24 protein-coding genes are annotated in these 24,805 nt (G+C 53.1%); 13 read left to right on the forward strand and 11 right to left on the reverse strand.

Translation table 11 applies throughout. From position 1 onward, the window contains the following. Positions 1-351: integrase core domain-containing protein (locus BMY09_RS20225; protein WP_139203227.1), on the forward strand; the 351-nt coding region annotated here is incomplete at its 5' end. Positions 352-398: 47 nt separating this feature from the next. Here the strand turns inward: BMY09_RS20225 and BMY09_RS20230 are convergent. From BMY09_RS20230 to moaB, 7 genes are all read right to left on the reverse strand, one after another. Continuing rightward, positions 399-1,109, reverse strand: a complete 711-nt coding sequence (locus tag BMY09_RS20230; protein ID WP_091361872.1) for an LrgB family protein — start codon at positions 1,107-1,109, stop codon at positions 399-401. Continuing rightward, on the reverse strand, positions 1,109-1,486 hold the full coding sequence (locus BMY09_RS20235; protein WP_091361874.1) for a CidA/LrgA family protein: 378 nt from the start codon (positions 1,484-1,486) through the stop codon (positions 1,109-1,111). Before BMY09_RS20235 ends, BMY09_RS20230 begins: the two co-directional genes overlap by 1 nt. A 27-nt stretch (positions 1,487-1,513) precedes the next feature. Further along, a complete protein-coding gene (locus BMY09_RS20240; protein WP_091361876.1) occupies positions 1,514-2,095 on the reverse strand; it encodes a TMEM165/GDT1 family protein in 582 nt (193 codons plus the stop codon). Positions 2,096-2,161: 66 nt separating this feature from the next. Then, positions 2,162-2,749, reverse strand: coding sequence for a molybdenum cofactor guanylyltransferase MobA (mobA, locus tag BMY09_RS20245; protein WP_091361877.1), 588 nt, complete (start codon positions 2,747-2,749; stop codon positions 2,162-2,164). Next, positions 2,749-2,994 carry a MoaD/ThiS family protein gene (locus BMY09_RS20250; protein WP_091361879.1) on the reverse strand — a complete coding sequence of 82 codons (246 nt, stop codon included), beginning with the start codon at positions 2,992-2,994 and terminating at the stop codon, positions 2,749-2,751. Before BMY09_RS20250 ends, mobA begins: the two co-directional genes overlap by 1 nt. A gap of 54 nt (positions 2,995-3,048) precedes the next feature. Next, complete coding sequence (locus BMY09_RS20255; RefSeq protein ID WP_091361881.1) at positions 3,049-4,290, reverse strand: molybdopterin molybdotransferase MoeA; 1,242 nt, start codon at positions 4,288-4,290, stop codon at positions 3,049-3,051. Further along, positions 4,287-4,841 (reverse strand): molybdenum cofactor biosynthesis protein B, encoded by a 555-nt coding sequence (moaB, locus tag BMY09_RS20260; protein WP_091361882.1) that lies wholly within the window; start codon positions 4,839-4,841, stop codon positions 4,287-4,289. Before moaB ends, BMY09_RS20255 begins: the two co-directional genes overlap by 4 nt. 340 nt (positions 4,842-5,181) lie before the next feature. Here moaB and BMY09_RS20265 point away from each other — a divergent pair, with 340 nt between their 5' ends. The 10 genes from BMY09_RS20265 to BMY09_RS20310 all read left to right on the forward strand — a co-directional run bounded on the left by BMY09_RS20265 (position 5,182) and on the right by BMY09_RS20310 (position 16,242). Next, positions 5,182-6,381 carry an outer membrane beta-barrel protein gene (locus BMY09_RS20265; RefSeq protein ID WP_091361884.1) on the forward strand — a complete coding sequence of 400 codons (1,200 nt, stop codon included), beginning with the start codon at positions 5,182-5,184 and terminating at the stop codon, positions 6,379-6,381. Between the two features lie 23 nt (positions 6,382-6,404). Next, positions 6,405-6,950, forward strand: coding sequence for a polysaccharide biosynthesis/export family protein (locus tag BMY09_RS20270; RefSeq protein ID WP_091361886.1), 546 nt, complete (start codon positions 6,405-6,407; stop codon positions 6,948-6,950). A gap of 77 nt (positions 6,951-7,027) precedes the next feature. Then, positions 7,028-9,241 carry a GumC family protein gene (locus BMY09_RS20275; protein WP_091361888.1) on the forward strand — a complete coding sequence of 738 codons (2,214 nt, stop codon included), beginning with the start codon at positions 7,028-7,030 and terminating at the stop codon, positions 9,239-9,241. Next, complete coding sequence (locus BMY09_RS20280) at positions 9,241-9,969, forward strand: tyrosine-protein phosphatase (protein WP_091361890.1); 729 nt, start codon at positions 9,241-9,243, stop codon at positions 9,967-9,969. The genes BMY09_RS20275 and BMY09_RS20280 overlap by 1 nt, the downstream gene beginning before the upstream one ends. Next, entirely contained in the window at positions 9,878-10,642 is a 765-nt protein-coding gene (locus tag BMY09_RS20285; protein WP_139203228.1) for a hypothetical protein, read from the forward strand. Before BMY09_RS20280 ends, BMY09_RS20285 begins: the two co-directional genes overlap by 92 nt. Before the next feature lie 70 nt (positions 10,643-10,712). Beyond that, positions 10,713-11,597: a UTP--glucose-1-phosphate uridylyltransferase GalU gene (gene galU / locus BMY09_RS20290; protein WP_091361893.1), complete on the forward strand. Its 885-nt coding sequence runs from the start codon at positions 10,713-10,715 to the stop codon at positions 11,595-11,597. A gap of 4 nt (positions 11,598-11,601) precedes the next feature. Next, the gene (gene pgi / locus BMY09_RS20295) at positions 11,602-13,236 is read left to right on the forward strand and encodes a glucose-6-phosphate isomerase (protein WP_091361894.1); all 1,635 of its coding nucleotides are present in this window, start codon (positions 11,602-11,604) and stop codon (positions 13,234-13,236) included. Further along, positions 13,233-14,498 carry a nucleotide sugar dehydrogenase gene (locus BMY09_RS20300; RefSeq protein ID WP_091361896.1) on the forward strand — a complete coding sequence of 422 codons (1,266 nt, stop codon included), beginning with the start codon at positions 13,233-13,235 and terminating at the stop codon, positions 14,496-14,498. Before pgi ends, BMY09_RS20300 begins: the two co-directional genes overlap by 4 nt. Next, positions 14,498-14,875: a hypothetical protein gene (locus tag BMY09_RS20305; protein WP_091361897.1), complete on the forward strand. Its 378-nt coding sequence runs from the start codon at positions 14,498-14,500 to the stop codon at positions 14,873-14,875. Before BMY09_RS20300 ends, BMY09_RS20305 begins: the two co-directional genes overlap by 1 nt. Continuing rightward, positions 14,872-16,242 (forward strand): phosphohexomutase domain-containing protein, encoded by a 1,371-nt coding sequence (locus tag BMY09_RS20310; protein WP_091361899.1) that lies wholly within the window; start codon positions 14,872-14,874, stop codon positions 16,240-16,242. Before BMY09_RS20305 ends, BMY09_RS20310 begins: the two co-directional genes overlap by 4 nt. A 265-nt stretch (positions 16,243-16,507) precedes the next feature. Here the strand turns inward: BMY09_RS20310 and galE are convergent, their stop codons facing one another. From galE to BMY09_RS20325, 3 genes are all read right to left on the reverse strand, one after another. Then, complete coding sequence (galE, locus tag BMY09_RS20315) at positions 16,508-17,518, reverse strand: UDP-glucose 4-epimerase GalE (protein ID WP_091361900.1); 1,011 nt, start codon at positions 17,516-17,518, stop codon at positions 16,508-16,510. 122 nt (positions 17,519-17,640) lie between these two features. Beyond that, complete coding sequence (gene cysQ, locus BMY09_RS20320; RefSeq protein ID WP_091361902.1) at positions 17,641-18,420, reverse strand: 3'(2'),5'-bisphosphate nucleotidase CysQ; 780 nt, start codon at positions 18,418-18,420, stop codon at positions 17,641-17,643. A 106-nt stretch (positions 18,421-18,526) separates the two neighbouring features. Continuing rightward, a complete protein-coding gene (locus BMY09_RS20325) occupies positions 18,527-20,317 on the reverse strand; it encodes an SLC13 family permease (protein WP_245756643.1) in 1,791 nt (596 codons plus the stop codon). Between the two features lie 903 nt (positions 20,318-21,220). On the opposite strand from BMY09_RS20325, the gene cysD reads away from it, so the two are divergent. Together cysD and cysN are read left to right on the forward strand one after the other, a co-directional pair. Continuing rightward, entirely contained in the window at positions 21,221-22,183 is a 963-nt protein-coding gene (cysD, locus tag BMY09_RS20330) for a sulfate adenylyltransferase subunit CysD (protein ID WP_376787865.1), read from the forward strand. Then, positions 22,183-24,084 (forward strand): sulfate adenylyltransferase subunit CysN, encoded by a 1,902-nt coding sequence (cysN, locus tag BMY09_RS20335; RefSeq protein ID WP_091361906.1) that lies wholly within the window; start codon positions 22,183-22,185, stop codon positions 24,082-24,084. Before cysD ends, cysN begins: the two co-directional genes overlap by 1 nt. A gap of 159 nt (positions 24,085-24,243) precedes the next feature. Here cysN and BMY09_RS20340 read toward each other — a convergent pair whose 3' ends face one another. Next, positions 24,244-24,690, reverse strand: coding sequence for an REP-associated tyrosine transposase (locus BMY09_RS20340; protein ID WP_091361907.1), 447 nt, complete (start codon positions 24,688-24,690; stop codon positions 24,244-24,246). Positions 24,691-24,805: the final 115 nt, after the last annotated feature.

Raw genomic sequence — 24,805 nt, forward strand, 5'->3', positions numbered from 1 at the left:
AACACCCTCAAAATACTGAAAGCAATGGATGTGAAGGTAAAACGGGTGCTGACGGATAATGGTAAGTGCTACACCAGCAGAGCCTTTAGAAATGCCGTCAAAGCGATCGGTGCACGCCCCATGAATACGCGCCCCTATCGCCCTCAGACAAACGGTAAAGCGGAACGTTTTATACAGACGCTGATTCGGGAGTGGTCTTACGGCAAACTGTATAACAATTCCGCTCAGCGAAATGCGACACTATCCTGTTATCTGAAGTGGTATAACCTTGTCAGACCACATGGTAGTTTAAACAAACAACCACCTATAAGCCGGTTACTTGTGAACAACGTATCTGAAATCTACAACTAGCGAAGCGCCCGGACTTCTATCCCCAATATTCGGAGCGCTCGCGCCCTCTAACCTATCCCCAGCAACGACACCAGCAGGGGTAGCATAAACGCGGTAAAAGCGCCGGTCATCCCCATGGCCAGCCCGCCAAAAGCCCCCGCCATCAAACCGTATTCAAAAGCAAAGGCAGTGCCCATACCGTGCGCCGACACCCCCAGAGTAAACCCCTTAACCGCCTCATCAGTGATATTAAGAATGCGATAGATCGGCGGTGCCAGCATACATCCCAACGCACCAGTAATCAGCACCAGCCCCGACGCCAGTGATGGATACCCTCCCAGCTTTTCCGCCACGCCAATGGCAATGGCAGAGGTAACCGACTTAGGCGCAATGGACAGCAAAGTGCCGAGCGAGGCATCAAGCGCCTGAGCCACCAGCAGGGCTGAAGCCGCTGCGGTCACAGCGCCCGCCATGCACGCCAGCAACAGCGGAAGCAGCAGCTTTTTAACCCGTTCAAAATGATCAAACAGCGGCACTGCCAGCGCGACTGTCGCAGGTCCCAGCAAAAAGTGAATAAACTGCGCCCCCTCAAAGTAGGTCTCATATGAGGTCCCGGTCAGCAGCAAAAACACAATAATCAGAAACAGCGACACCAGCACCGGATGCAACAATGGCGTACCTCCCAGACGGCGGTTAAGCCAGGAGGTCGCGATAAAGGTGGTAATCGTTACGATAAGCCACATCAGCGGTTTTGCCGCAAAGAAGGTCCAGAACTCCATCAGCGATCATCCTCGCCAGGTTCACTCTGACTCAGCGCCTGCAATTTTCTGGCCGAAGGATTGAGAATCAACGCGGTGACAACGATTGTCAGCGCGGTACTGATAATCAGGGCGGTCAGAATTGCCAGCCAGTCCTGCTGCAGCAAGCCAAAATGCGTCATCAACCCCACCCCCGCTGGCACAAACAGCAGCGCAAGATGCTTCAACAGCGCCTCACTGGGAATCCGCAAATAGTCAGGCACATCACCTTTGACTATCAATCCTGCCAACAACAGCACCATCCCCACCACAGGACCGGGCACAGGCAAGCCGGAGACAACCACAATAAGCTCTCCGGCAAACTGAAACAGCAGCAAAATCAGAAAACCAATTAACATATCAAACCCCGAGCAGACAGATCTGCCCTATCCAGCTACCAACAATACAGCTTCCGCGCCAGCATACAGGGCAAAAACCAAAAACAGCCCCCCGGATGCCCGATGCAGCCAGGCGATAGAGACATAGCGCATCAGCGCTCTGCCCGCCAGAATACCCAGCGCAGAAGTCGATATCAGCGCCAGTGTCGCACCAATCCAGACCGGTAGCGCAGGTTCTGTACTCGCCAACCCCATCACCGCCAACTGCGTTTTATCACCCAGCTCGGCCAGAAACAGCATCAGCAGCACCGATAGAAAAACGCTCTTAACAGAGACCGCGACACTATCATCCTCGTCATCCTCGCCGTTTCTGAACGACTGAATACCAAACCAGAGAAACAACAGCGCAACCACCGTCAGAACAAGCGGACGAGGCAACCAGGTTGCAGCCACCGAACCAACCAGCACCGCCAGCAGATTCAAAACAGCAAAGGCAACAACAGCCCCCAGCAATACAGGTAAAGCGCGGTAACGGGTCGCCAGGGTCATGCAGACCAACTGACTTTTATCGCCAAACTCAGCCAGAAACACCAGCAAAAAAGCCCCAGCCATGCTCACTAACTGATCCATTCCACTCGACCCTTAAATTCTGAAAATGCCGGGGATTATACAGAATTCAGGCAAACAATCGCTCGATTATCGTTCCGACTTTAACGCCTCAAGCGATTTAAGCTCCTGAAAAGTATTGAGATTACACAGCTGATCAGCCAGATCGGAAATATCGATTAACTGCATCGGATGATTACGCATCCAGCGCTGCACCGCCCGCTGCCCACCGGTCAGCCAGCGTTCAAGATCATCTGCAAGCAGTCTGGGGATCACCGCATGCAACGGGTGCAGCTTATCGCCTTCGGACAAAACGGTAATTGACTCAGGAAAGGCTGCGGCAGCCGCCAATAAACGTTCTATCAACGCCGCCTCCAGCAACGGAGTATCACAGGGCAGTACCAGCACCTGATCCGAGTGGCTCACCCTGAGCCCCGCCAGAATTCCCGCTAAAGGCCCCTGAAAGCCCTCCAGCGAGTCTTCCACCACCTGATCAGCCAGTGCAGCGTATTCAGGCAGATGCCGGTTGCAGCTGATCACCACCCGGTCCGCAACCGGCCGCACCAACTGAACGGCAAACGCCACCATAGGTTGGGACTGAAAAGGCACCAGCCCCTTATCACGTCCTCCCATACGGCGACCTTCGCCGCCTGCCAGAATGACAACATCCAACAGCATCAACCGCCAGTTACAGGTGGAAAAAAGGCAACCTCATCACCATCAGACACAACCGTATCCAGCGGCACAATGTCCTGATTAACCGAGCACAGCAACTGACCATCCAGCGCCTTTCCCCACACAGCATCCCGCCCCTTCAACTGCTCAAGAAGCTCACCAGCAGTCACCATCCCGTCCAGCGGTTGATCCAGCTGAGCAACACCCAGCGTTTCACGCAGGGACGCAAAAAAAAGCACATTTACCATTCAGAACACCTGTTAACACTACAACCAACGCAACCAAAATACCGCCACTCGCGGCTAATTCATAACGTCACTAAAGGGAATAAACATCAGAAAATCACCCTCAGCTACAACGGTATTGGGTGGCACCACAAGATAGCCCGCAGCCGTTACAGAGGAGCTTAACACACCCGAGCTTTGACTAGAGCCCAGCACCGCCCTGCCATCGCTCAGCTGGACCCGCAGATACTCCTGACGACCAATTGGCCTTGGCCGGTTAAAACCTGCCGCAACGGGAAAGCTCATGGGTGTAACTGAACCAACCCCCATCATCCGTAACAAAAACGGCCTCGCGAGAATACTGAAGGTCACCAGAACGGCCGCGGGATTACCCGGCAACCCCAGTATAGGCTTGCCATTAACATAACCAAACGCCATCGGCTTCCCGGGTTTGATTGCCATTTTCCAGAGCCTGAGCTCGCCCTGCGACTCAACTGCAGCTTTAACGTGATCCTCTTCACCCACCGAAACGCCGCCACTACTGAGAATGCAATCCGCCTGTTCTGACGCCTGTTTCAGTGCCGCCTTTGTTCCCTCCAACGTATCTTTAACAATCCCCAGATCAACAATGTCGCACCCCAGCGCCTGCAACAATCCGTGAAGCGTGTAGAGGTTGGAGTTATAGATCTGCCCCGGTTGCAGCGGGTTACCGGGGGTTACCAGCTCATCACCCGTTGCCAGCACAGCCACTTTTAAGCGACGGTAAACCTTAACGGAGGCAATACCCACGGAGGCCAGCACACCGATATGGGCTGCCTGAAGCCGAGTTCCCGCAGGCATCACCACCTGACCGGTCTGAATATCCTGCCCCTGTGGCCGGATGTTATTTCCAGCAGCAGGGAGCTCATGAACCTCAACCCACGGCTGACCATCACTCTCCCCTGTGGTGGTATTTTCCTGCATTACCACAGCGTCCGCACCCTGCGGAATTTCAGCACCGGTAAAGATCCGGGCCGCTGTGCCAGACAGCAACGGTACTGGCGCAGTCCCCGCAGGTATCCGCTGCGAGACTATCAGCCGCTGACTCCCGGCAAGATCAGAACGTTTCAGTGCATAGCCATCCATCGCGCTGTTGTCTCTGGGGGGGACATCAACAACAGAGCGCTGATCTTCTGCCAGCACCCGACCCAGCGCATCCGCAATACCGACCGTCTCAACCGCCACATTCACCGCCGCTTCTGCCAGCAACTTTTGCAGCGCTTCAGCAACCGGCATCAGAGTTTGTGCAGGTGCGTAACATCCCTTACTCTCAGCACTCATCCGCGGGGCCCACACGCGGTATCTACCGGCCGGGCGGTCATCACCATCTCAACAAAATTACAGGGACGATGACGGGCATCCAACTGCTCACGAATAATACCGTTCCAGGCAGTTTTACAGGCGCCGGTTGAGCCTGGCATACAAAAAATCACCGTCCGGTTTGCAACACCGGCAAACGCCCGGGACTGAACGGTTGAAGTGCCAATCTCCTCATAGGAAAGCTGACGAAACAGCTCACCATAGCCTTCGATCGCTTTATCAAACAGCGGCGTCAGCGCTTCAGGAGTGGTATCCCGCAGGGTAAACCCCGTGCCACCGGTTACCAGAATCGCCTGAATCGCCTCATCGGCAATCCATTTTGAAACCACTGCCCGCAGCTGATACACATCATCTTTGCAGATCACCCGCTCCGCTAACTGATGCCCGGTTTCAGTCAAACCAGCAACCAGCGCATCCCCCGAGGTATCGGTTTCCGGGGTACGGGTATCAGAAACAGTCAGCACTGCGATCTGTAACGACTGGAAAGCCACATTTTTTTTTGCGTGAGCCATAGAATTTCCCAACTAAAACGTTTTAATCACTCGTTCTTTTTACACAACTCTGTAACGAAAAACCAAGCATAATAGATTCCGCACACTGAAACTGACGCAGAACCAACCCAATTCAACTGTATATGACCCATAAGCGTCAAACCCGGTTGCTGCGCACTTTTTTTCGCACTGCAGCAAAAAATTCGTAAAATGTCGCTATTTGGCTGCATTCACTGGTACCACTGAAAAAAAAGCCATGCTAATATTGATGCTCATAAAAGCTTCTGTTCATTTTAACTCTGTAGCACACAGATACTGAACAAAAATGGCAATGCATGGACTCACATAAGGATATCCGCCGATGAAAAACCGGATTTTAGCAAGCATAATTCCCCCCTCAGCGCTGATTCTTTCTACACCTGCATTCGCTGCTATTGAGCCTGCCGGCATAGACGCAGGTGCGGTCAGCATTGTCCCTATGGTGACGGTGCAAACAGGCTATGATGATAACTTTTTCAGTACATCAGCTAACGAACAGGATGAGACGATTACGGTTCTGTCGCCGTCAGTTCAGTTAATTGCTGAAGATGGCCTGAACGCATACCGGCTGGCCTACCAGATAAATCATGGTATTCACCAGAACAGTTCAGCTGACAACTATACCGATCATGCGCTATCAGCCGATGCCCACCTGGAATTCAGTCAGCGCAGCATCCTCGACCTCAAGGCGGCTTACAACAAAGGCCATGAAGCCCGGGGTACCGGCCTGAGCGCAACCGGCGGTATAGCCACCAGCATCGACGCACCACTGAAATACGATACCCAGATCCTCAGCTTTAACTATGTCTACGGTGCCCAGGATGCAACTGGACGGCTTCAGTTCTATGGCGAGCATCTGGATCGCGAATATCAGAACTTCCGCTCTATCACTGAGGGGCGGGACGATACCGAAGTCACGCTCGGGGCGGTATTCTATTATCAGGTAATGCCCAAGACTTCACTCCTGTTTGAAGCCCGCAACAAGGATATCGACTACGATGTCGATCCGGCTAACTCGCTGGATAGTAGCACCTGGAAATACCTGGTGGGCGCCACCTGGGAAGGCACAGCGAAAACCACCGGCACCATCAAGCTGGGTATCACAGAGAAAGACTTTGACTCCGCCAGTCGTAAAGACTTCACCGGCGGCAGTTGGGAAGCGGCCATACGCTGGGCTCCCCGCACCTACTCTGTGGTTGACATCAGCACCAGCCGGAACGCTGCTGAAGCCAACGGCAACGGCGACTTCATCGACACCAAGAGTTACAACATCAACTGGAACCACGCCTGGACCGATATTGTCAGTACAGATGCGGGCATAGGCATCATTAATGAAACCTATGAAGGCGCAGCAGATGGCCGGGAAGATGACACTACAACTCTGAACCTGGGGCTGAATTACGATATGCGTCGCTGGCTGACGTTTGCCCTGAACTATCAGTACAGTGACACTGATTCAAATCTGGCCAACACCGACTACAGCAAAAACATCGTTATGCTGACCGTCAACGCATCGCTATAAGCCAGATAATTCGAGAGAACGATATGATTTTCGGTTCACAATCAATCAGAGTAGCGCTGGCCGCTATTCTGATTTTCTTCTGTTCAGCGGTATCAGCAGAATCAACCACTCTGTCTGATTACCGGCTTGGTTCAGGCGACCTGCTTAGTATTCAGGTATTTGGCGAAGAGGATCTGAGCATGGAGATCCGCCTGAGTGACGCTGGCACCATCGCTTATCCATTCCTGGGAGAGCTCCGGGTGCTGGATATGACCATAGGTCACCTCAGCACAATGATCGAAGAGGGTCTGGCGGATGGCTACCTGCTCGACCCCCACGTCAGCATTACAGTGAAAGAGTACCGACAATTCTTTATCAACGGCGAGATCAAAGAGCCCGGTGGCTACCCTTATCAGCCGGGGCTGACCCTGCAAAAAGCGGTGGCACTGGCTGGCGGGTTCACAGAACGGGCATCCAGGAGCAAGTTATTCATCGCTCACGATGGCGAGACAAGCGATCCCCGCCTGGCTGACCTGAATACCCAGATCCGCCCCGGCGATATCATTACCATTGAACAGAGCTTCTTCTGAGCAACCGAAGCCCACGTCACCACCCACAGTAAGTAAACCCGCTCAGTATACACATTGACAGAGACAGACCGGAAAGTATGGATACGAATAAATCTCAGGAAACCACGTCCCGCCTGATAAGCGACGACGTTATCGACCTGCGCCAATACTGGAACACCATCAACCGGCATAAATGGGGCATTTTTGGCTTCGCCATCGTCATCACCATGCTGACGACTCTGGTGGTATTTTCAATGAAACCGGTGTATCGCGCTGAAGCGACACTGCTGATTGAGTCAAAAAATGCCAATGTGGTGTCGATTGAGGAGGTCTACGGCCTCGATGCGGGCAACAGTGAGTATTTTCTCACCCAGTTCGAAATTCTAAAGTCCAGACAGCTGGCGGAACGGGTTATCGAAAAGCTGAATCTGATCGATAATCCTGAGTTTAATCAGCCACCAGGTGTGATCGCCTCCACCCTCAGTTCGGTCAAAGCGCTGCTCCCGTTAGGAGTCCAGCCCGAGGTGAGCGAGGAGGAACAGGCGCGGATAAAGCTGCAAGAGGTCACCACTCAGCTGATTGAAAACCTGACAATCTCCCCGATCCGCAAGACCCAACTGGTTAAAATCAGTTACGACTCATTCGATCCGCTGCTCTCAGCCCAGATCGCCAACGCCATTGGCGATGCCTATATCGAAAACAACCTTGAAGCCCGGCTGCAGCTGACCTCCAAAGCGTCTGAATGGCTAATGGAACGTCTGAGTGGCCTGAGAGATAAACTCAAAACCTCAGAGCAGCGTTTACAGGAATACCGCGAACAGGAACAGATTGTTGGCAGTGACGGCGGTTTTGATATCGCCAACAGCGAACTGGATCTGGTCTCTTCAAAGCTGGTAGAAGCCCGCCGCGAACGGATGGCCCTGGAAAGCCTGAATAGTCAGATTAAACGACTGGATAAGAGCAATCCTGAAAACTTTGAACTAATCCCAGCAGTGTTGCAGCACCCGCTGGTGCAGAGTCTGAAGGGCTCAGTGCTTCAGGTTGAACTGAAAAAGTCGGAACTGGCTAAACGCTATGGCCCTAAGCATCCGAAGATGCAGGCAGCCCAGTCAGAACTTGAAAATGCGCGGCGCAGCCTGAATTCGCAGATCCTGTCTGTCGTCAACGGCATCGAAAACGAATATAAGCTGGCCCTGTCAGCAGAACGCTCGCTGCAGGCAGCGGTTAACAAGACCAAGCAAGACCTGCAATCGATCAACCGCAAAGACTACCGGTTGAAAGAGCTGGAAAAAGAGGTCGATGCCAACCGGCAGCTGTATGACACCTTCTTCACCCGTCTGAGCGAAACCAATGCTACCGGTGACCTGCAATCAGCCAACGCCCGGGTTTCCGACCCGGCACAGCCTCCACAGAAACCGGCCAAGCCTAAAAAAGGCCTGATTATGGCCCTCGCTTTTGTCGTCAGCATCATGTTTGGTGTGATGTTCTCATTCCTGCTGGAAGCCCTGAACAACACCCTGAAAAGTGCTCAGGATGTCGAGAATAAGCTTGATGCAACCATGCTGGGATTACTGCCAAAACTACCGAATAAAGGCAAAAATCACCACCAGAGCTATACCGCCTATCTGCAGGAGCAGCAGTCCGCCTTTGCTGAATCGGTCAGAACGATCCGCACCGGCATCGTTCTTTCCGCTCTGGACAACCCCCATAAGGTGCTCTGTTGCACCTCTTCGATTCCGGGTGAGGGAAAAACCTCGCTGGCACTCAACCTGGCCTTCTCTCTGGGCCAGATGGAGCGGGTATTGCTGATCGACGCCGATATGCGCCGCCCCTCTATCGCACGGGCATTCGGTCTCTCCGGAAAAGCCGCCGGGTTGTCCAATCTTGTTGCTGGTACAGCGAAGCTGGAAGACTCGATCCATCATGACGAGCAGTCCGGAATCGACGTACTGCCCTCTGGCATTATCCCGCCTAACCCACTGGAACTGCTGTCCTCTCGACGCTTTGCCAAGGTACTGGAGATTCTCGAAACCAAATATGACCGCATCGTTATCGATACCGCGCCAACACAGGCGGTAAGCGATGCCCTGGTACTGGCTCCCCATGTCGGCGCCATGATCTATGTGGTAAAAGCAGACTCAACCAACCACCAATTGGCAAGGAACGGCCTGAAACGGCTGAAAGAGGTTAAAGCCCCGCTGATTGGCGTGGTGCTGAACCAGGTCGATATAAAGAAAGCCGCCAAATATGGCGACGACTACAGCGGCTACTACGACACCTATGGCTATACTGCCGAGGAACAGACCGCCTGATGTATGATCTGCATAACCACATACTGCCCGGCATTGATGATGGTCCAGCGACTCTGGAAGAGTCGCTGGAGCTGGCGCAGATAGCGGTTGCAGATGGTATACGGCACATTGTCGTCACCCCCCATATCCATCCCGGCCGCTACGAAAACCAGATTGCCACCATCACGCCGGTACTCGAGACACTCCGGCAGGCGATCACGACAGCCGGCCTGCCCCTGACCCTGAGCATGGGCGCAGAGCTGCGTATCTCGGCAGAGATGATCAGTATGATACCCTCCGGCAAAATTCCTTTTTTAGGGCACTGGCAGGGTAAAAAAGTACTCCTCCTGGAACTGCCGCACAGCCATATACCTCCAGGTACCGACAAGCTTATCACCTGGCTGAAGGCACAAGATATTCAACCGATGATTGCCCACCCTGAACGCAACAAAGAGGTGGCTGGCAACGTCGACAAAATCAATCCGTTTGTCGAACAGGGCTGTCTGTTGCAAGTGACCGCAATGTCAGTAGCAGGCCGCTTTGGTGATGCCGCACGCAACACAGCCGAGATTCTGCTACAGCGGGACTGGGTCACCCTGCTGGCCACTGACGCACACAACAGCAAGCACCGTCCACCCGTCCTATCGGAAGGGATGCATGCAGCAGCAGAGATCATCGGCGAACAAGCCGCCAGAGCACTGGTCTCCTCCATTCCTGAATACATTATTTCTGGCAATGACCACACGTAACTGGCGCCGTACTCTCGCTGTCATACCGCTCCTGATCATACTATTGGCAGCCAGTATCGCCGCCATCAGAGCCGGAGTTGCAGACCTGTACGCCTACTTTCCCAGACAACATCTGGAACACTGGCAAAACACAGGAAAATCACCTTCTGAGACGCAGTTAACCCAGGCGCTTGGCAATATCGAAACAGCCCACAGCTGGCAACCCGATAACGCCGAATATAGTGATATGCAGGCACTACTGCTCTATTATCAGGCCGTGACAAAATATCAGCGCCAGGATCAGTCAGACTTTATCGCCACCACCCGGCAGGCTATCGATAGTTATCGCCAGGCAACCCTGAAACGCCCTAACTGGCCATACAGCTGGGCAAACTTTGCGTTGATGAAAGCGGCGATCCAACAGTTTGATAAGGAATATCTGCACGCGCTGCAAAGGGCAACCGAACTGGGCCCCTGGGAGAATGCAGTGAATACCAGCGTAGCTGAAGCAGGACTGCTCGGCTGGCCCCATCTGGACCAGACAACACAGGCGGCGGTGATTAAAAATATTGAGCGCGGCATTAAACGTAACAAGAAAGCCTTAAAACAGAGGCTCAGCGCGATCAACAAGCTCACAATCGCCTGCATCAATCTGCAAGCCAGCACCGACCGCAAACAATTTTGCGGTTTTTGAGCGATACATTAAAGCCATATTTTGGTTTAATTGGGACAACATCAGGACGATGAACCAGTCTGGAGAATTTATGACCACTGTACGTAAAGCTGTAATCCCGGTTGCGGGTCTCGGAACACGGGTACTTCCCGCCAGTAAAGCTATTCCTAAAGAGATGATGCCGGTAGTCGATAAGCCGGTTATCCAATACGTTGTTGAAGAAGCGGTGAAAGCAGGCATTAAAGAGATCATCCTGGTAACCCGCAGTGGCAAGTCAGCCATTGAAGACCATTTTGACAGCCATTACGAACTGGAACACCAGCTCGATATGAAAAATAAGACTGAAATTCTCAATTCGGTCAGCAAAATAATCCCCAGCGATGTCACTATTATTTCAGTCCGCCAGCCTGAAGCTAAAGGGCTGGGGCACGCAGTCTATTGCGCAGCAAGAGCGGTAAATAATGAACCCTTCGTGGTGATTCTGCCCGATGTGCTGGTAAACAACTATCAGCAGCAAGAGAATGATCTGCAGCGGATGGTGCGCGCATTCGATGACAATAATGCTGCACAGATCATGGTTGAATCCGTTCCTCAGGACAAAGTACACCTTTACGGCGTGACTGACTGCAAAGGGATTAAACCCGCTGCAGGAGAATCAACACCGATCTGCGCCATGGTCGAAAAACCCAAAGCCGAAGATGCCCCTTCCGACCTGGCCGTTGTAGGCCGCTATGTGCTGCCTGCACGGGTAATGGAACTTCTGGCGGATACCAAACCTGGTGCTGGCGGCGAGATTCAACTGACCGATGCCCTCGATGAACTGCTTAAAGAGCAAACCGTCGAAGCCTACCGAATGACAGGAAAAACATACGATTGTGGCAACAAGCTTGGCTTCCTGCAGGCCAATGTTGCCTACGGACTGCAACACCCGGAAACCGCTGAAGGATTTAAGCAGTTCCTCGCACAACAGGACTGAAATTATGACGGTTGACCAATCACCGGCCTGGCTGGCACTGAAGAGTCACGCGCAAAGCCTAAGCAACAAACACCTCAAAGAGATGTTTGCCGAAGATCCGCAGCGCTTTGCAAAACTCAGTTTCAGTGCGGCTCACTGTCTGGCAGATTTTTCCAAACAGCGTATTACCGATGACACATTACAACTGCTTATCGGGCTGGCAGAGCAGCAACAGCTACCGCAGAAAATTGAAGCGCTTTTCACCGGCGAACATGTCAACACCTCTGAAAACCGCCCTGCTCTGCATACCGCATTGCGTCAGCCCAAAGAGACACCGCTGGTATTACAGGGCGTAGACATCTCAAAGGAGATCCACTGCTCACTGGAGCGTATGGAAGCACTGGTCGAGCAGATCCATAACGGCCAGTGGCGCGGCTATGATGGCAGTCCAATAAAAACCGTGGTGAATATCGGCGTCGGCGGTTCTGACCTGGGGCCTTTGATGACCTGCCGGGCGTTAAACCTGTTTACCACCGATGATATCCGCGATATCGAGCTGCATTTTGTCTCCTCAATGGATGGCAGCCAACTGGCACGCCTGCTTAACCAGATCGATCCGGCATCAACCCTGTTTATCGTGTCATCGAAATCCTTTTCCACCATCGATACGCTGGCAAACTCCAATACCGCCCGGGAGTGGCTGGTCAACGCCAGTGGGCTCCCGGTAGAGCTGATCAGTCAGCACCACTTTATTGGCGTTACCGCCAGTCCGGCCAAAGCCACAGAGTGGGGGATTCCCGAAAAGAATCAGTTGCACTTCTGGGACTGGACCGGCGGCCGCTATTCGATGTGGTCTGCCATCGGTATGGCCATCGCGCTGCAAACCGGCAATCAGAACTTCCGCCGATTTCTGGCCGGAGCCAACCTGATGGACACCCATTTCCGTACAGCACCACTGACCAGCAACCTGCCGGTATTGCTGGCGATGGTGGGCATCTGGAACATTAACTTCCTCAATATTCATGCCCATGCAATCCTCCCCTATGACGGACGTCTGGAACACCTCCCCGCGTACCTTGAACAGCTGGAGATGGAAAGTAACGGTAAGTGTGTCACCCTGACAGGGGAAAAACTCAACTATGCCACCTGCCCGATTCTCTGGGGTGAAGTAGGCCCCAATGCGCAACATGCGTTCTATCAGCTACTGCATCAGGGAACCGAATCGGTGATGTGTGACTTTATCGCTCCGGCGCTGCGCTATCAGGGCCACGGCGACGAACTGAAAGCACAACATCAGTTAGCGCTGGCCAACTGTCTGGCGCAATCCCGGCTACTGGCATTGGGGGACAGCGTCCTTGAAGATGCCGCTAACGCACCATCGCATAAACGCTATCGGGGCAACCAGCCAAGCACCACCATTATGATCGACGAGCTCACGCCGGAAAGCTTTGGAGCCCTGATCGCCATGTACGAACATAAAGTCTATGTCCAGTCAGTTATCTGGGAGATCAACCCGTTTGACCAGTGGGGTGTAGAGCTGGGTAAACAGGTGGCAACCTCACTACTGGACCAGTTCAGCAACCCAACCACCACAACCGACAGCTCAACCGAGGGACTGATCCGTTTTGTCCAGCAGCAACGTCAGGAGGCCGGGTCATGAAAGTTAAAGTCTATGGTGCCGACCTGACCGCCTGGGTGGCGGCGGCGTCGCTGGCACGAGCGGGTAATGATGTATTAATAGAGGGCCCTGACACCCAACTGGCAAAACCGCTTCAGGAGATCTCAGCACTGCGTGATGAGCCCGGATTGCTGTATCAGATAGAACTGCAGATGCAGGAGGGCCGGCTGAAGCGCACCAGCTCTCAGGACTGTAAGACCAATATCCATTGGCTGGCACTGGAACATAACGAATTTCACTTAGCCCAGGCGATTATCTCAGAACTGGCGAACGAAGTGACTGAAAACCTGTTGATCGTCAACCAGTGTAATTTCGGCGTTGGCGCAACCGATATGTTGCAGAGTCTTCTCAATGAGGCCGCTAACCAGGTCGTGGTATATATCCCCAACAACCTCCAGGAAGGTAAGGCACTGCAGGGTTTCAGTCAGCCCAAAAGAATAACCATCGGCAGCGAGAATAGCTGGGCGATCACCATGACCCGCTCACTGATCAGGCCGTTTTTGCAAAATATCGAGCACCTGCTGTTGATGAGCAGCCGGGAAGCCGAATTCACCAAGCTGGCAATCACCGGCATGCTGGCGATTCGCATTGGCTATATCAATGAGCTGGCCAACCTGGCTGATCAGATGGATGTCGATATCGATACTATCCGCGAAGGCATGGGAGCTGATCCACGGATCGGCAACCACTATCTGTCGCCCGGCTGTGGTTTTGGTGGCCAAAACTTCAATCAGAACATCTCCCGCTTCTCCGAAATTTTTGAAAAGCGGGGACAGAACTCGCTGCTGAAAACTGTTATTTCCGAGAATGAGATACAGAAAGAACTGCTATTCAAAAAGTTGTGGCAGCACTACCAGTGCGATCTGACCCATAAAACCGTCTCCGTCTGGGGTGCATCATTTAAACCCGGCACTGCCAGTATCGATAATGCTCCCAGCCTGAAGGTTATCGATGCCCTGCTGGCACAAGGTGTACATGTCAGAGTCCATGACCCGGAAGCCCTGGGCAATCTGCAGCAGCATTACGATGATCACCACGACATAGCTTTTTGTAACGATCCCTATGATGCGATTACCGAGAGCGATGCTCTGCTGCTGGTGACGGAGTGGCCGGAATACTGGTCGCCGGATTATGAGCGACTGCTGCAACAGATGCGCATGCCGCTGATTATCGATGGCCGGAACATCTTTGACCGCGAAGCGCTGGAGATGTACGGCTTCACCTATATGGGTGTTGGACGCTGATGCTGAGAAATATCCTGCTCAGCCTCTGTGCCGCGGCGCTGCTCTACGGACTGTTTCGTCAGACACCGCCGCCGCAGCTATTTAATCAGTCGGACAAGTTCGGCCACCTGAGCGGATTTGCTGTGGTAACCTTTGCAGGCATCTGGGCGCTGTCCCGTAAACATATCCCGCTATTTATCGTCGGTCTGATCGCACTGGCCTGCAGTGCCGAGTTTATCCAGCAGTGGCTGCTGCCTCACCGGCACTTTTCACTGTACGACATGTACGCCAACCTGACAGGGATCGCCATCATCCTGATGCCCTGGCTCGGCTGGCGTGCCGTCCGACATTTTTTTTTAGCCCCATCAAATTTACAAACTTCAGAGAAGCACCAATGAGCAAACTCGCCTGTTTCAAAGCCTATGATATTCGCGGCCAGCTGGGCACTCAGCTGGATGAAGACCTTACCTATCGCATTGGCCGCGCCTATGCAGAGTTCCTGAAACCCGAGACCGTTGTGGTTGGCGGCGATATGCGCCTGTCCACCGAAGCGCTAAAACTCGCCCTGGCCAACGGTCTCAGAGACTCTGGTGTCAACGTTCTGGATATCGGCCTATGCGGCACTGAAGAGATCTATTTCGCCACCGCTCACCTGAAGACGGATGGCGGCATCGTTGTCACCGCCAGCCACAACCCCGAAGATTACAACGGTATGAAGCTGGTTAAACAGGGCTCCCGCCCGATCAGCGGCGATACCGGGCTGAATGATATCGAGCAACTGGCACGCGAAAATAACTTTGCGCCTGTCGATGAAGCCCAGCGCGGCAGCTACGAAAAAGTGGATACCCTGGCAGCCTATATCGAACACCTCGAAGGCTATATCGATCTGCAGGCCCTGAAACCGATGAAGCTGGTTGTTAACGCCGGCAATGGTGTTGCCGGACATGTGATTGACGCCCTGGAGACCCAGTTTAAAGCGGCATCCGTGCCGGTCGAGTTTATTAAAGTTCACCACCAGCCCGACGGCACCTTTCCAAATGGCATCCCTAACCCGATTCTTGAAGAGAATCGCGCCGACACCATCGCGGCCGTACTGGAACATAAAGCCGATATGGGGATCGCCTGGGATGGTGATTTCGACCGCTGCTTCCTGTTTGACGAAAACGGCCGCTTTATTGAAGGCTACTATATCGTTGGCCTGCTGGCTGAAGCATTTCTGGCAAAAAATGCAGGTGCGTCAATCATCCACGATCCTCGTCTGACCTGGAACACCCTGGATATCGTTGAAGCCAGCGGTGGAAAAGCGATTCAGAGCAAAACCGGACACGCCTTTATCAAGGAAAGAATGCGTGAAGAGGATGCAGTCTACGGCGGTGAGATGAGCGCCCATCACTACTTCCGCGATTTCTTCTACTGCGATAGCGGCATGGTACCCTGGCTGCTGGTTGCCGAGCTGATCAGCAACAAAGGCCTGTCCTTGTCACAATTGGTCGACGACCGGATTACCAAATTTCCCTCGCCAGGCGAAATCAACAGCAAACTGGAAGATCCGAAAGCGGCTATCGACCGGGTGCTTGAAAAGTACAAAGACGCGGCAGTATCCATCGACTACACCGACGGTATCAGCCTGGATATGGGCGAATGGCGCTTCAACCTGCGCTCATCCAACACCGAACCAGTGGTCCGGCTGAATGTCGAAACCCGCGGTAATGAAGCACTGATGAAAGCCAAAACAGATGAGCTGCTGACGCTATTGCGGGCATAAACACTAAGCCCTGTGGGAGCCCCGTTAGCATGCCCTCTGGGTACCCGGGGCGATAAAACCTCGCGGCGGGACGCCGCTCCTACAACACATCCCACATCGTAGGAGCCCCGTTAGCATGCCCTCTGGGTACCCGGGGCGATAAACCATCGCGACGGGACGCCGCTCCTACAACACATCCTACCCCGTAGAAGCCCCGTTAGCATGCCCTCTGGGTACCCGGGCGATAAACCATCGCGGCGAGACGCCGCTCCTACAATAGTGAGGGTTATCTATATCCCTCCGGATTCTGCGATTGCCACTTCCAGGTGTCCTGCATCATATCCGCTAACGAATAGCGGGTGCTCCAGCCCAGCTCTCGCTCAGCTTTACTGGCATCGGCCCAGAAGGCAGGCAGGTCGCCATCACGTCGTGGCGCAAACTGATAGGGAATATCCACCCCGGTTACCGTAATAAAACTATTCACCATTTCCAGTACAGACAGCCCGTTGCCGGTGCCCAGGTTATAGATATGGGCACCCGGCTTATCCAGACAGCTCAACGATTTAAGATGCCCTTCCGCCAGATCCATCACATGCAGATAATCACGCACACAGGTACCGTCAGCGGTATCATAGTCGTTACCAAAAATAGATAGCTGCTCTCGTTTACCGACCGCCACCTGACTGATAAACGGCATCAGATTATTGGGAATGCCCTGAGGATCTTCACCGATCAGGCCACTGGAATGGGCACCGATAGGGTTAAAATAGCGCAACAGAGCAACCGACCACTGCGGATCGGAGAGAACCAGATCGGTCAGGACCTGCTCCACCATCGCTTTGGAGGTACCATAGGGGTTAGAGGTTTTGCCCCTGGGCATGGTCTCAACATAGGGCACCGGAGCATCCTCGCCATAAACCGTCGCAGAGGAGCTGAACACCAACCGCTTGACCCCCGCCGCAGCCATCGCTTCACACAGCACAACAGAACCATGAACATTGTTCTGATAATACTCAAGCGGCTTGGCAACCGACTCCCCCACCGCCTTCAAGCCGGCAAAATGGATAACAGAATCAATCGTATAGTCAGCAAATAACGCATCCAGACAGGCCCGGTCCCGGATATCGCCCTCAACAAACGCAGGTCGCTTACCGGTAATGGTCTCAATTCGATTGAACACTTCAGGGTGGCTATTGCAGAGGTTATCCAGTGCCACCACTTCATAACCCGCCTCAAGCAACATCACTACGGTATGAGAACCGATATACCCGGCTCCGCCAGTGACCAGAATGGCCATAAAAAACTCCTTTCTCCTCGCGTGAGATCCCCCAAGGGCATACCAGCACGCCTAACACAAAAGCATATTGCTACCACTACACCTGTGGGAGCGACGCTAGCGAAGCAATCGGACCTCGGCCCTTAAGCCCACTTATCCGACTTATCGGCACAGACGATAAAGAATGGGTTCAACAGTGTCTCAGGCCGGGTGTTGTATAACAGCGGCGTCAGTTCTGGATATTGCAGCACCTGCCCCCCTGCAGCACTAACCACCGCATGCGCTGCAGCAGTGTCCCACTCGCTGGTTAAGCCCAGACGGGGATAAATATCAGCCGCTCCCTCAGCCACCAGGCAAAGTTTCAGTGAACTGCCCATCGACACCACTTCGGTTTCTGGCAACCCTTTAACAAACTCTTTAAACTCATCAGACTGATGGGAACGACTGCCAACGACACGCCATACAGCCCCTTCAGCGGGGATCTCAGATACATGGATCGGTGTCACCTGGCCATTACTCTCTTTGAATGCGCCTTCCGCATCACCCCAGTAGGTCACCCCCAGTGCCGGGGCATAAACCACGCCAAACACCGCTTTACCCTGATCGATCAGGGCGATATTAACCGTAAACTCGCCGTTTTTCTTGATAAACTCTTTGGTGCCATCCAGCGGATCGATCAGCCAGTATTTCTGCCATGCAATCCGGTCCTGATGTTCACTGCCACCGGACTCCTCTGACAACACCGGTATCTCCGGCGTCAGAGTTTTCAGCCCATCAACGATACAGTGATGAGATGCCAGATCCGCTTCGGTTAACGGACTTTCGTCACTCTTTTCAGAGATCGCAAAATCCCGCTGATAGATCTCCATAATGGCGGCACCAGCACTCTTTGCCAGCGCGATAATATCTTGGTTGTTAAACATGGCATCCTTCTCACTTTAAGATAATGAAGCGACAAAACAGTTACGCGTTAAATCGCCAGGCCTTCGAATAAAAATACATTAAATAAACCGGCCTTAAATAAACACTTCAAAACGGCCAGATCAGCGGAATCAAAATCAGCGATACGACCCCGGCGGTCATACTCAAAGGTATCCCCAGACGGGCGTAATCGGTAAAGCGATACCCCCCCGGACCGTACACCATCAGATTTGTCTGATAACCCAATGGGGTGATAAAGCTGGCAGAAGCGGCAAACATTATAGCAATAACAAAGGGCATATAGCTCACCCCCAACTGCTCTGCCAAAGACATCGCCACCGGAAACATCAGCACCGCTGCCGCATTGTTGGTAATCAGCTCGGTGACCAGAACCGTAATCAGATACATCAGAATCAGTGCCTGCCAGGGCGTTATAGCATCACTGAACAGCAACCCTTCAGCAATCAGCCGGGCATTGCCGGTTTTCACCATGGCGGCCCCCAGGGCAAACGATGAAGCGATCACAATCAGCACCGACAGATCAACGTTACGGCGTGCCCGGGAAACCGAGACACAACGACTGGCCAACATCATTCCCGCAGCCATAATCGATGCTTCAAGGATAGACACAAGGCCCGCAGCACTGGCCAGAACCATCAACAACAGCGTTCCGATTGCCACTGGAGCCTTATCAAAATCCGGCGGTGTAGACTCATTCAGCGCACTGACCAGCAGAAAATCCCGACGTGAACGGTATTGGCTGACAAAGTCATCGCTGGCTTCCATCAACAGGGTATCACCCATCTGCAAACGGATATCACCGATCTTACCATCCAGCCGGTGCCCCTGACGGCACACCGACAGAATCGCCGCCCGGAAGCGACTGCGAAACCGCGATTCACGAATAGTCTGGTCAAGGCCAAAAAACTCAGGGCCGACCACCGCTTCCACCAGACAACGCTCCTGCACAGCAATATCCAGCTTGCCAAGATCACCATGGGGCGGCACCAGCCCGCGAACACCCCGCAGCTCATGCGCACTTTCCGGGGCACCAATAAACACCAGCACATCATTGGCTTCCAGCTCGACATCGGGTGACACCGCCGTTAACAGCTGCCCCCTGCGCTTGATATCCACAAGATAGCCATAGGTAAGTTGCCGCAGACCGGCCTGAGCAACAGTCTTCCCGACAATCGGTCCGCCAGGGCTGACCAGCAGTTCAACGACATATTCCCGGGCAGATTCCAGTTGTTCAACCACCCCTTTGCGATCCGGCAGAACCAGAGGTGCCAGCAAGACGATCAGTCCGCCGGCAATCAGCAACACCGGCACGCCTACCCAGGCCAGATCAAACATCCCCAGCGCGACACCGGTTTTCGCCTGCAACAGGCCATCGACCACCAGGTTCGTACTGGTACCGATCAGCGTACAGGTGCCACCAAGAATCGCAGCATAACTTAAGGGTAACAGCAGCTTTGAAACCGGAATTCTGATCCGGCGTGCCCAGTCCTGCACCGCCGGAATAAACATCGCCACAACCGCAGTGTTGTTCATAAATGCACTTAACAGTGCTGAGGGCAGAATCACCCGGGAAAGCGCCCGCTTTTCACTTTCAGGCGAACCCAGCAACAGCTGACCAATCCAGCGAACCGCTCCGGTCTCTTTAAGGCCGGCGGCGATGACGTAGAACGCCGCGATAGTGATAACGCCGGGGTTTGAAAAACCCGCCAGGGCTTCAGTCGGCGTCAGCACTTTTGAGACAATCAGCACGCCCATGGCCGCCATCAGAATCATATCGGCAGCTATATGACTAAAAACCAGCAACAAAAGCACTGTTACAAGAAGAATGAGTGTTAACCCGGCTGAAAAATCCATATTCTGACTTTTAGTTCGTGCCATCTCATGCCGATTGCAACAATTGCCGCAAAAATATGATTAAGACACTTAATGTTTAACAAGAATGTTTGTCAGCATACCGCCAATTTTGTATGATCACAATTCTTACACGGGATATTCATAATGAATGGCAAGAAACTCTCTGCTACAGCGCTGAACAAACTGAGAAAAGAAGCAGTACAGTTGCGTCTCAGCGGAGCGACACTTGCCGCCATAAAGCAGAAGACAGGCCTGTCTCACCCAACCATAATTTCAGCCCATAAACGTTTTATAGCGGGCGGCTGGGAAGCGATCAATATCGGCAAACGGGGCAGACCCCGCAGTGGAACATCCGGCCCAGGCACAGCAGACGAATGTCTCAAATATATGCTGGCAGGTCTGCCGAAAGATAGCGGATTATGGACCACACAGGCCGTGCAGAAGTGGTTCGACAACCACCAGCACCCGTTATCGACGAAAACCATCGGCCGTTATCTTAAAGAGTGGGGCATAGCCCCGGCCTCTTCGGCTGACAGCACTGAATCTGCAAGTGAATGGCTGCTTCAGCACCACCCTGATTTTGTCGGTTCACCGGCAGAATCTGACGCCCAGATAAAAAAGCGGAAAATACTGAAAGGCGGTATCGCCCCTCTGAAAACCACTGATGCTGAAAACGTCTCAAGCGTTTCCGGTTATGCAATCTATGTGCAGGATTTCAGAGGCAAACTATACTGGCTGACGAACCCAGGCAAACCAGACAGCCAGTCAATCATCCACTTTCTGGAGCGCCTCAGTGCACAACTGAAGCAAGAGATGATCGTTTCGTTTCACAGTGCACCACTGACACGATACCAAGATATCCAGCAATGGCTGGCAAGCCAGACACAGATCACCCTGTTAACGTATGCAACATCACCGCGCAGCGCTATACCGGCCCCAACGCCAGCCGCTGATAAACACGAACACACTCAGTCATATGTGAGGAACACGATGGCATTAACACACCTAGAGAGACTGGAAGCAGAAAGCATTCAAATAATGCGCGAAGTGGTTTCCAAAGCCGATAACCCGGTCATGCTATATTCCATCGGTAAAGACAGCGCTGTGATGCTGCATCTGGCGATGAAAGCCTTCCACCCATCCAAGCCACCTTTTCCTCTGCTGCATGTAGACACTGGCTGGAAGTTCCGCGATATGTACACCTTCCGGGATGAGCTGGTGAAAAAGCTGGGAGTCGAGCTGATCACCTACATGAACCCGGAAGGGGTGGAAAAAGGTATCAACCCGTTTACCCACGGGTCAGCACTGCATACCGACATTATGAAAACCGAAGGTCTCAAGCAGGCCCTGAATAAATTCAAATTTGATGTGGCCTTTGGCGGTGCCCGCCGTGATGAAGAGAAGTCCCGCGCTAAAGAGCGTATCTTCTCTTTCCGCACCGCAGACCACCGCTGGGACCCGAAAAATCAGCGCCCAGAACTGTGGAAAAACTATAACGCCAATAAGCGTCCCGGCGAGTCGATCCGGGTGTTCCCACTGTCCAACTGGACCGAGCTGGATATCTGGCAATACATCTATCTGGAACAGATTCCAATTGTGCCGCTCTACCTGTCTGCCGAACGCCCGGTAGTAGAACGGGATGGCACGCTGATCATGGTGGATGATGAGCGCATGCCGCTACAACCCAATGAAGTCCCTATGATGAAGAAAGTCCGTTTCAGAACCCTCGGTTGCTACCCACTGACCGGTGCCGTTGAGTCTGAAGCAGATACCCTGCCAGCGATCATCCAGGAGATGCTGCTGACCAAAACATCTGAACGTCAGGGCCGCATGATCGACCACGATTCCGCCGCATCAATGGAGAAGAAAAAGCAGGAGGGCTACTTCTAATGGCACATTCATCAGACATGATATCCGAAGATATCGTCCAATACCTCAAAGATCACGAACAGAAAAGCCTGCTGCGTTTTATCACCTGCGGTAGTGTAGACGATGGCAAAAGTACCCTGATCGGTCGCCTGCTGTATGAATCAAAGCTGCTGTTTGAAGACCAGTTGGCAGCGGTTGAAGCTGAGTCCAAAAAGTTCGGCACCCAGGGCGATAACATCGACTTCGCCCTGCTGGTTGACGGTCTGGCAGCAGAACGGGAACAGGGCATCACCATCGATGTTGCCTACCGGTTCTTCTCCACCGATAAGCGCAAATTCATCGTTGCCGACACCCCCGGGCATGAACAGTACACCCGCAACATGGTGACCGGCGCATCCACTGCCGATGTGGCTATTCTGATGGTCGATGCCCGTCGCGGCATCCTCACCCAGACCCGTCGTCACACCTACCTGGCATCGCTGATCGGTATTCCTCACATTGTGGTTGCGATCAACAAAATGGATCTGGTGGATTACTCCGAAAAAACCTACAACCAGATCATGGAAGACTACACCGCATTTGCCAAACAGATCGGTATTGAAGAAACCACCTTCATCCCGATGTCAGCACTGGCCGGTGACAACATTACCGAACCCAGCAACAACATGCCCTGGTATCACGGTACAACCCTGATGGGGTATCTGGAAACCGTTCAGGTCGATGATGAGCTGATGCAGAAAGCTCCCTTCCGTATGGCTGTGCAGTGGGTTAACCGTCCCAACCTCGACTTCCGTGGTTTCTCAGGCCAGCTGGCCAGCGGTATCGTGAAGCCTGGCGACCGCATCCGCGCCCTGCCATCGGGTAAAGAGAGCACCATTGCCACTATCTCCACCTATGATGGCAATCTGGAACGGGCCGTGGCAGGCCAGTCCATCACTCTGACACTGAATGATGAGATCGACATCTCCCGTGGTGACATGATCACCTCAGCGGAAGAACCAGCCTCCATCGGTAAACAGTTTGAAACCACCGTAATCTGGATGCATGAAGAACCGTTGATGCCGGGCCGTACCTATCTGATGCAGATCGGCACCAAAACCGTCACCGCCTCCATCACCGATATCAAGCACCAGGTAAACGTCAATACCATGGAACACCTGGCGGCCAAAAAGCTGGAACTCAACGGTATCGGCGAGTGTAATATCAGTCTGGACCGGGATATCGCCTTTGATCCCTATAAAGCCAACCGCGACACCGGTAGCTTTATTCTGATCGACCGGATGACCAACAACACCGTTGGTGCAGGTCTGATCAACTTTGCCCTTCGCCGCAGCACCAACATCACCGTGCAGCATACCGAAGTGAACAAAGATGTCCGTGCCGCGCTGAAAACCCAGAAGCCTTGCGTTATCTGGCTGACAGGCTTGTCCGGTTCAGGTAAATCCACCATCGCCGATCTGGTCGAACAGAAACTGCTGGCTGCCGGTCACCACACCTATCTGCTGGATGGGGATAACGTCCGTCACGGTCTCAATAAAGACCTGGGCTTCACCGATCAGGACCGGGTGGAAAACATCCGCCGTATTGCTGAAGTCGCCAAACTGATGGTAGATGCGGGCCTGATCGTCCTGTCCTCGTTCATCTCACCTTTCCGTGCAGAAAGAAAGATGGCCAGAGATATGCTGGAAGAGGGCGAGTTTATCGAGATCTATGTCAACACGCCGCTGGAAGTTGCAGAAGACCGCGATGTTAAGGGCCTTTACAAGAAAGCCCGTCGGGGAGAACTGAAAAACTTCACCGGCATCGACTCGCCATACGAAGCGCCACAACAGCCAGAACTCGACCTGAAAACAGTCGAGATGACACCTGAAGAGGCTGCCGATAAAGTCATCGAATTGCTTAAACAGAAGCAGATGATTTAACACTTATCGCCGCGAGGTACCCAAGGGGCATACCAGCGCGCCTCCCACAACAGCAGCATGCTATAGCTACACCTGTGGGAGGGACGCTAGCATGCCCTCTGGGTACCTCGTCGCGATAAAACCATCAGATGGTACGAGCTTCGCCTCGCACAACAAAAGCTAAACCCAAACAGCATCCCATAGGGGATACTCCTTTACACTGCTCACCAACCCCGCCCTAACCGGGTTCATCACAAGATATCGGGCAATACTTGCCAGATCATCCCCATTTCTGACGGCATGATCATGAAAACCATCCTGCCAGACCGGCCCATTTGAAATTATCTGTGATTTAATCTTGCGGGAGGAAACAGACTTAACTGACTGCACCGTGCGGCTTAGCAGTTTAGATTTTAACTGCACCAGCCAATGAACATGATCAGGCATTACCACAAACGCCAGCGTTTCAGAATGCTCTGACTCACGCCTGAGGACATCAACAAAAAGCCTGCCCAGTTCAAAGTCTTTGAAAACAGGCTTTCGCTGAAGTGTTACAAAAGTAACCAGATAGATTTGACCGGCTTCCGAAAACCGGCCTTTACGCAAAGCAGATGAATTCCCTTTCATCACATTCTCCTTTTTGGATTAATCGCCGCGAGGTACCCAGAGGGCATACCAGCGCGCCTCCTACAAAAGCATATTGCTACCACAACACCTGTGGGAGCGACGCCCCCGTCGCGAT

Source organism: Amphritea atlantica (assembly GCF_900111095.1).
Classification (GTDB): domain Bacteria; phylum Pseudomonadota; class Gammaproteobacteria; order Pseudomonadales; family Balneatricaceae; genus Amphritea; species Amphritea atlantica.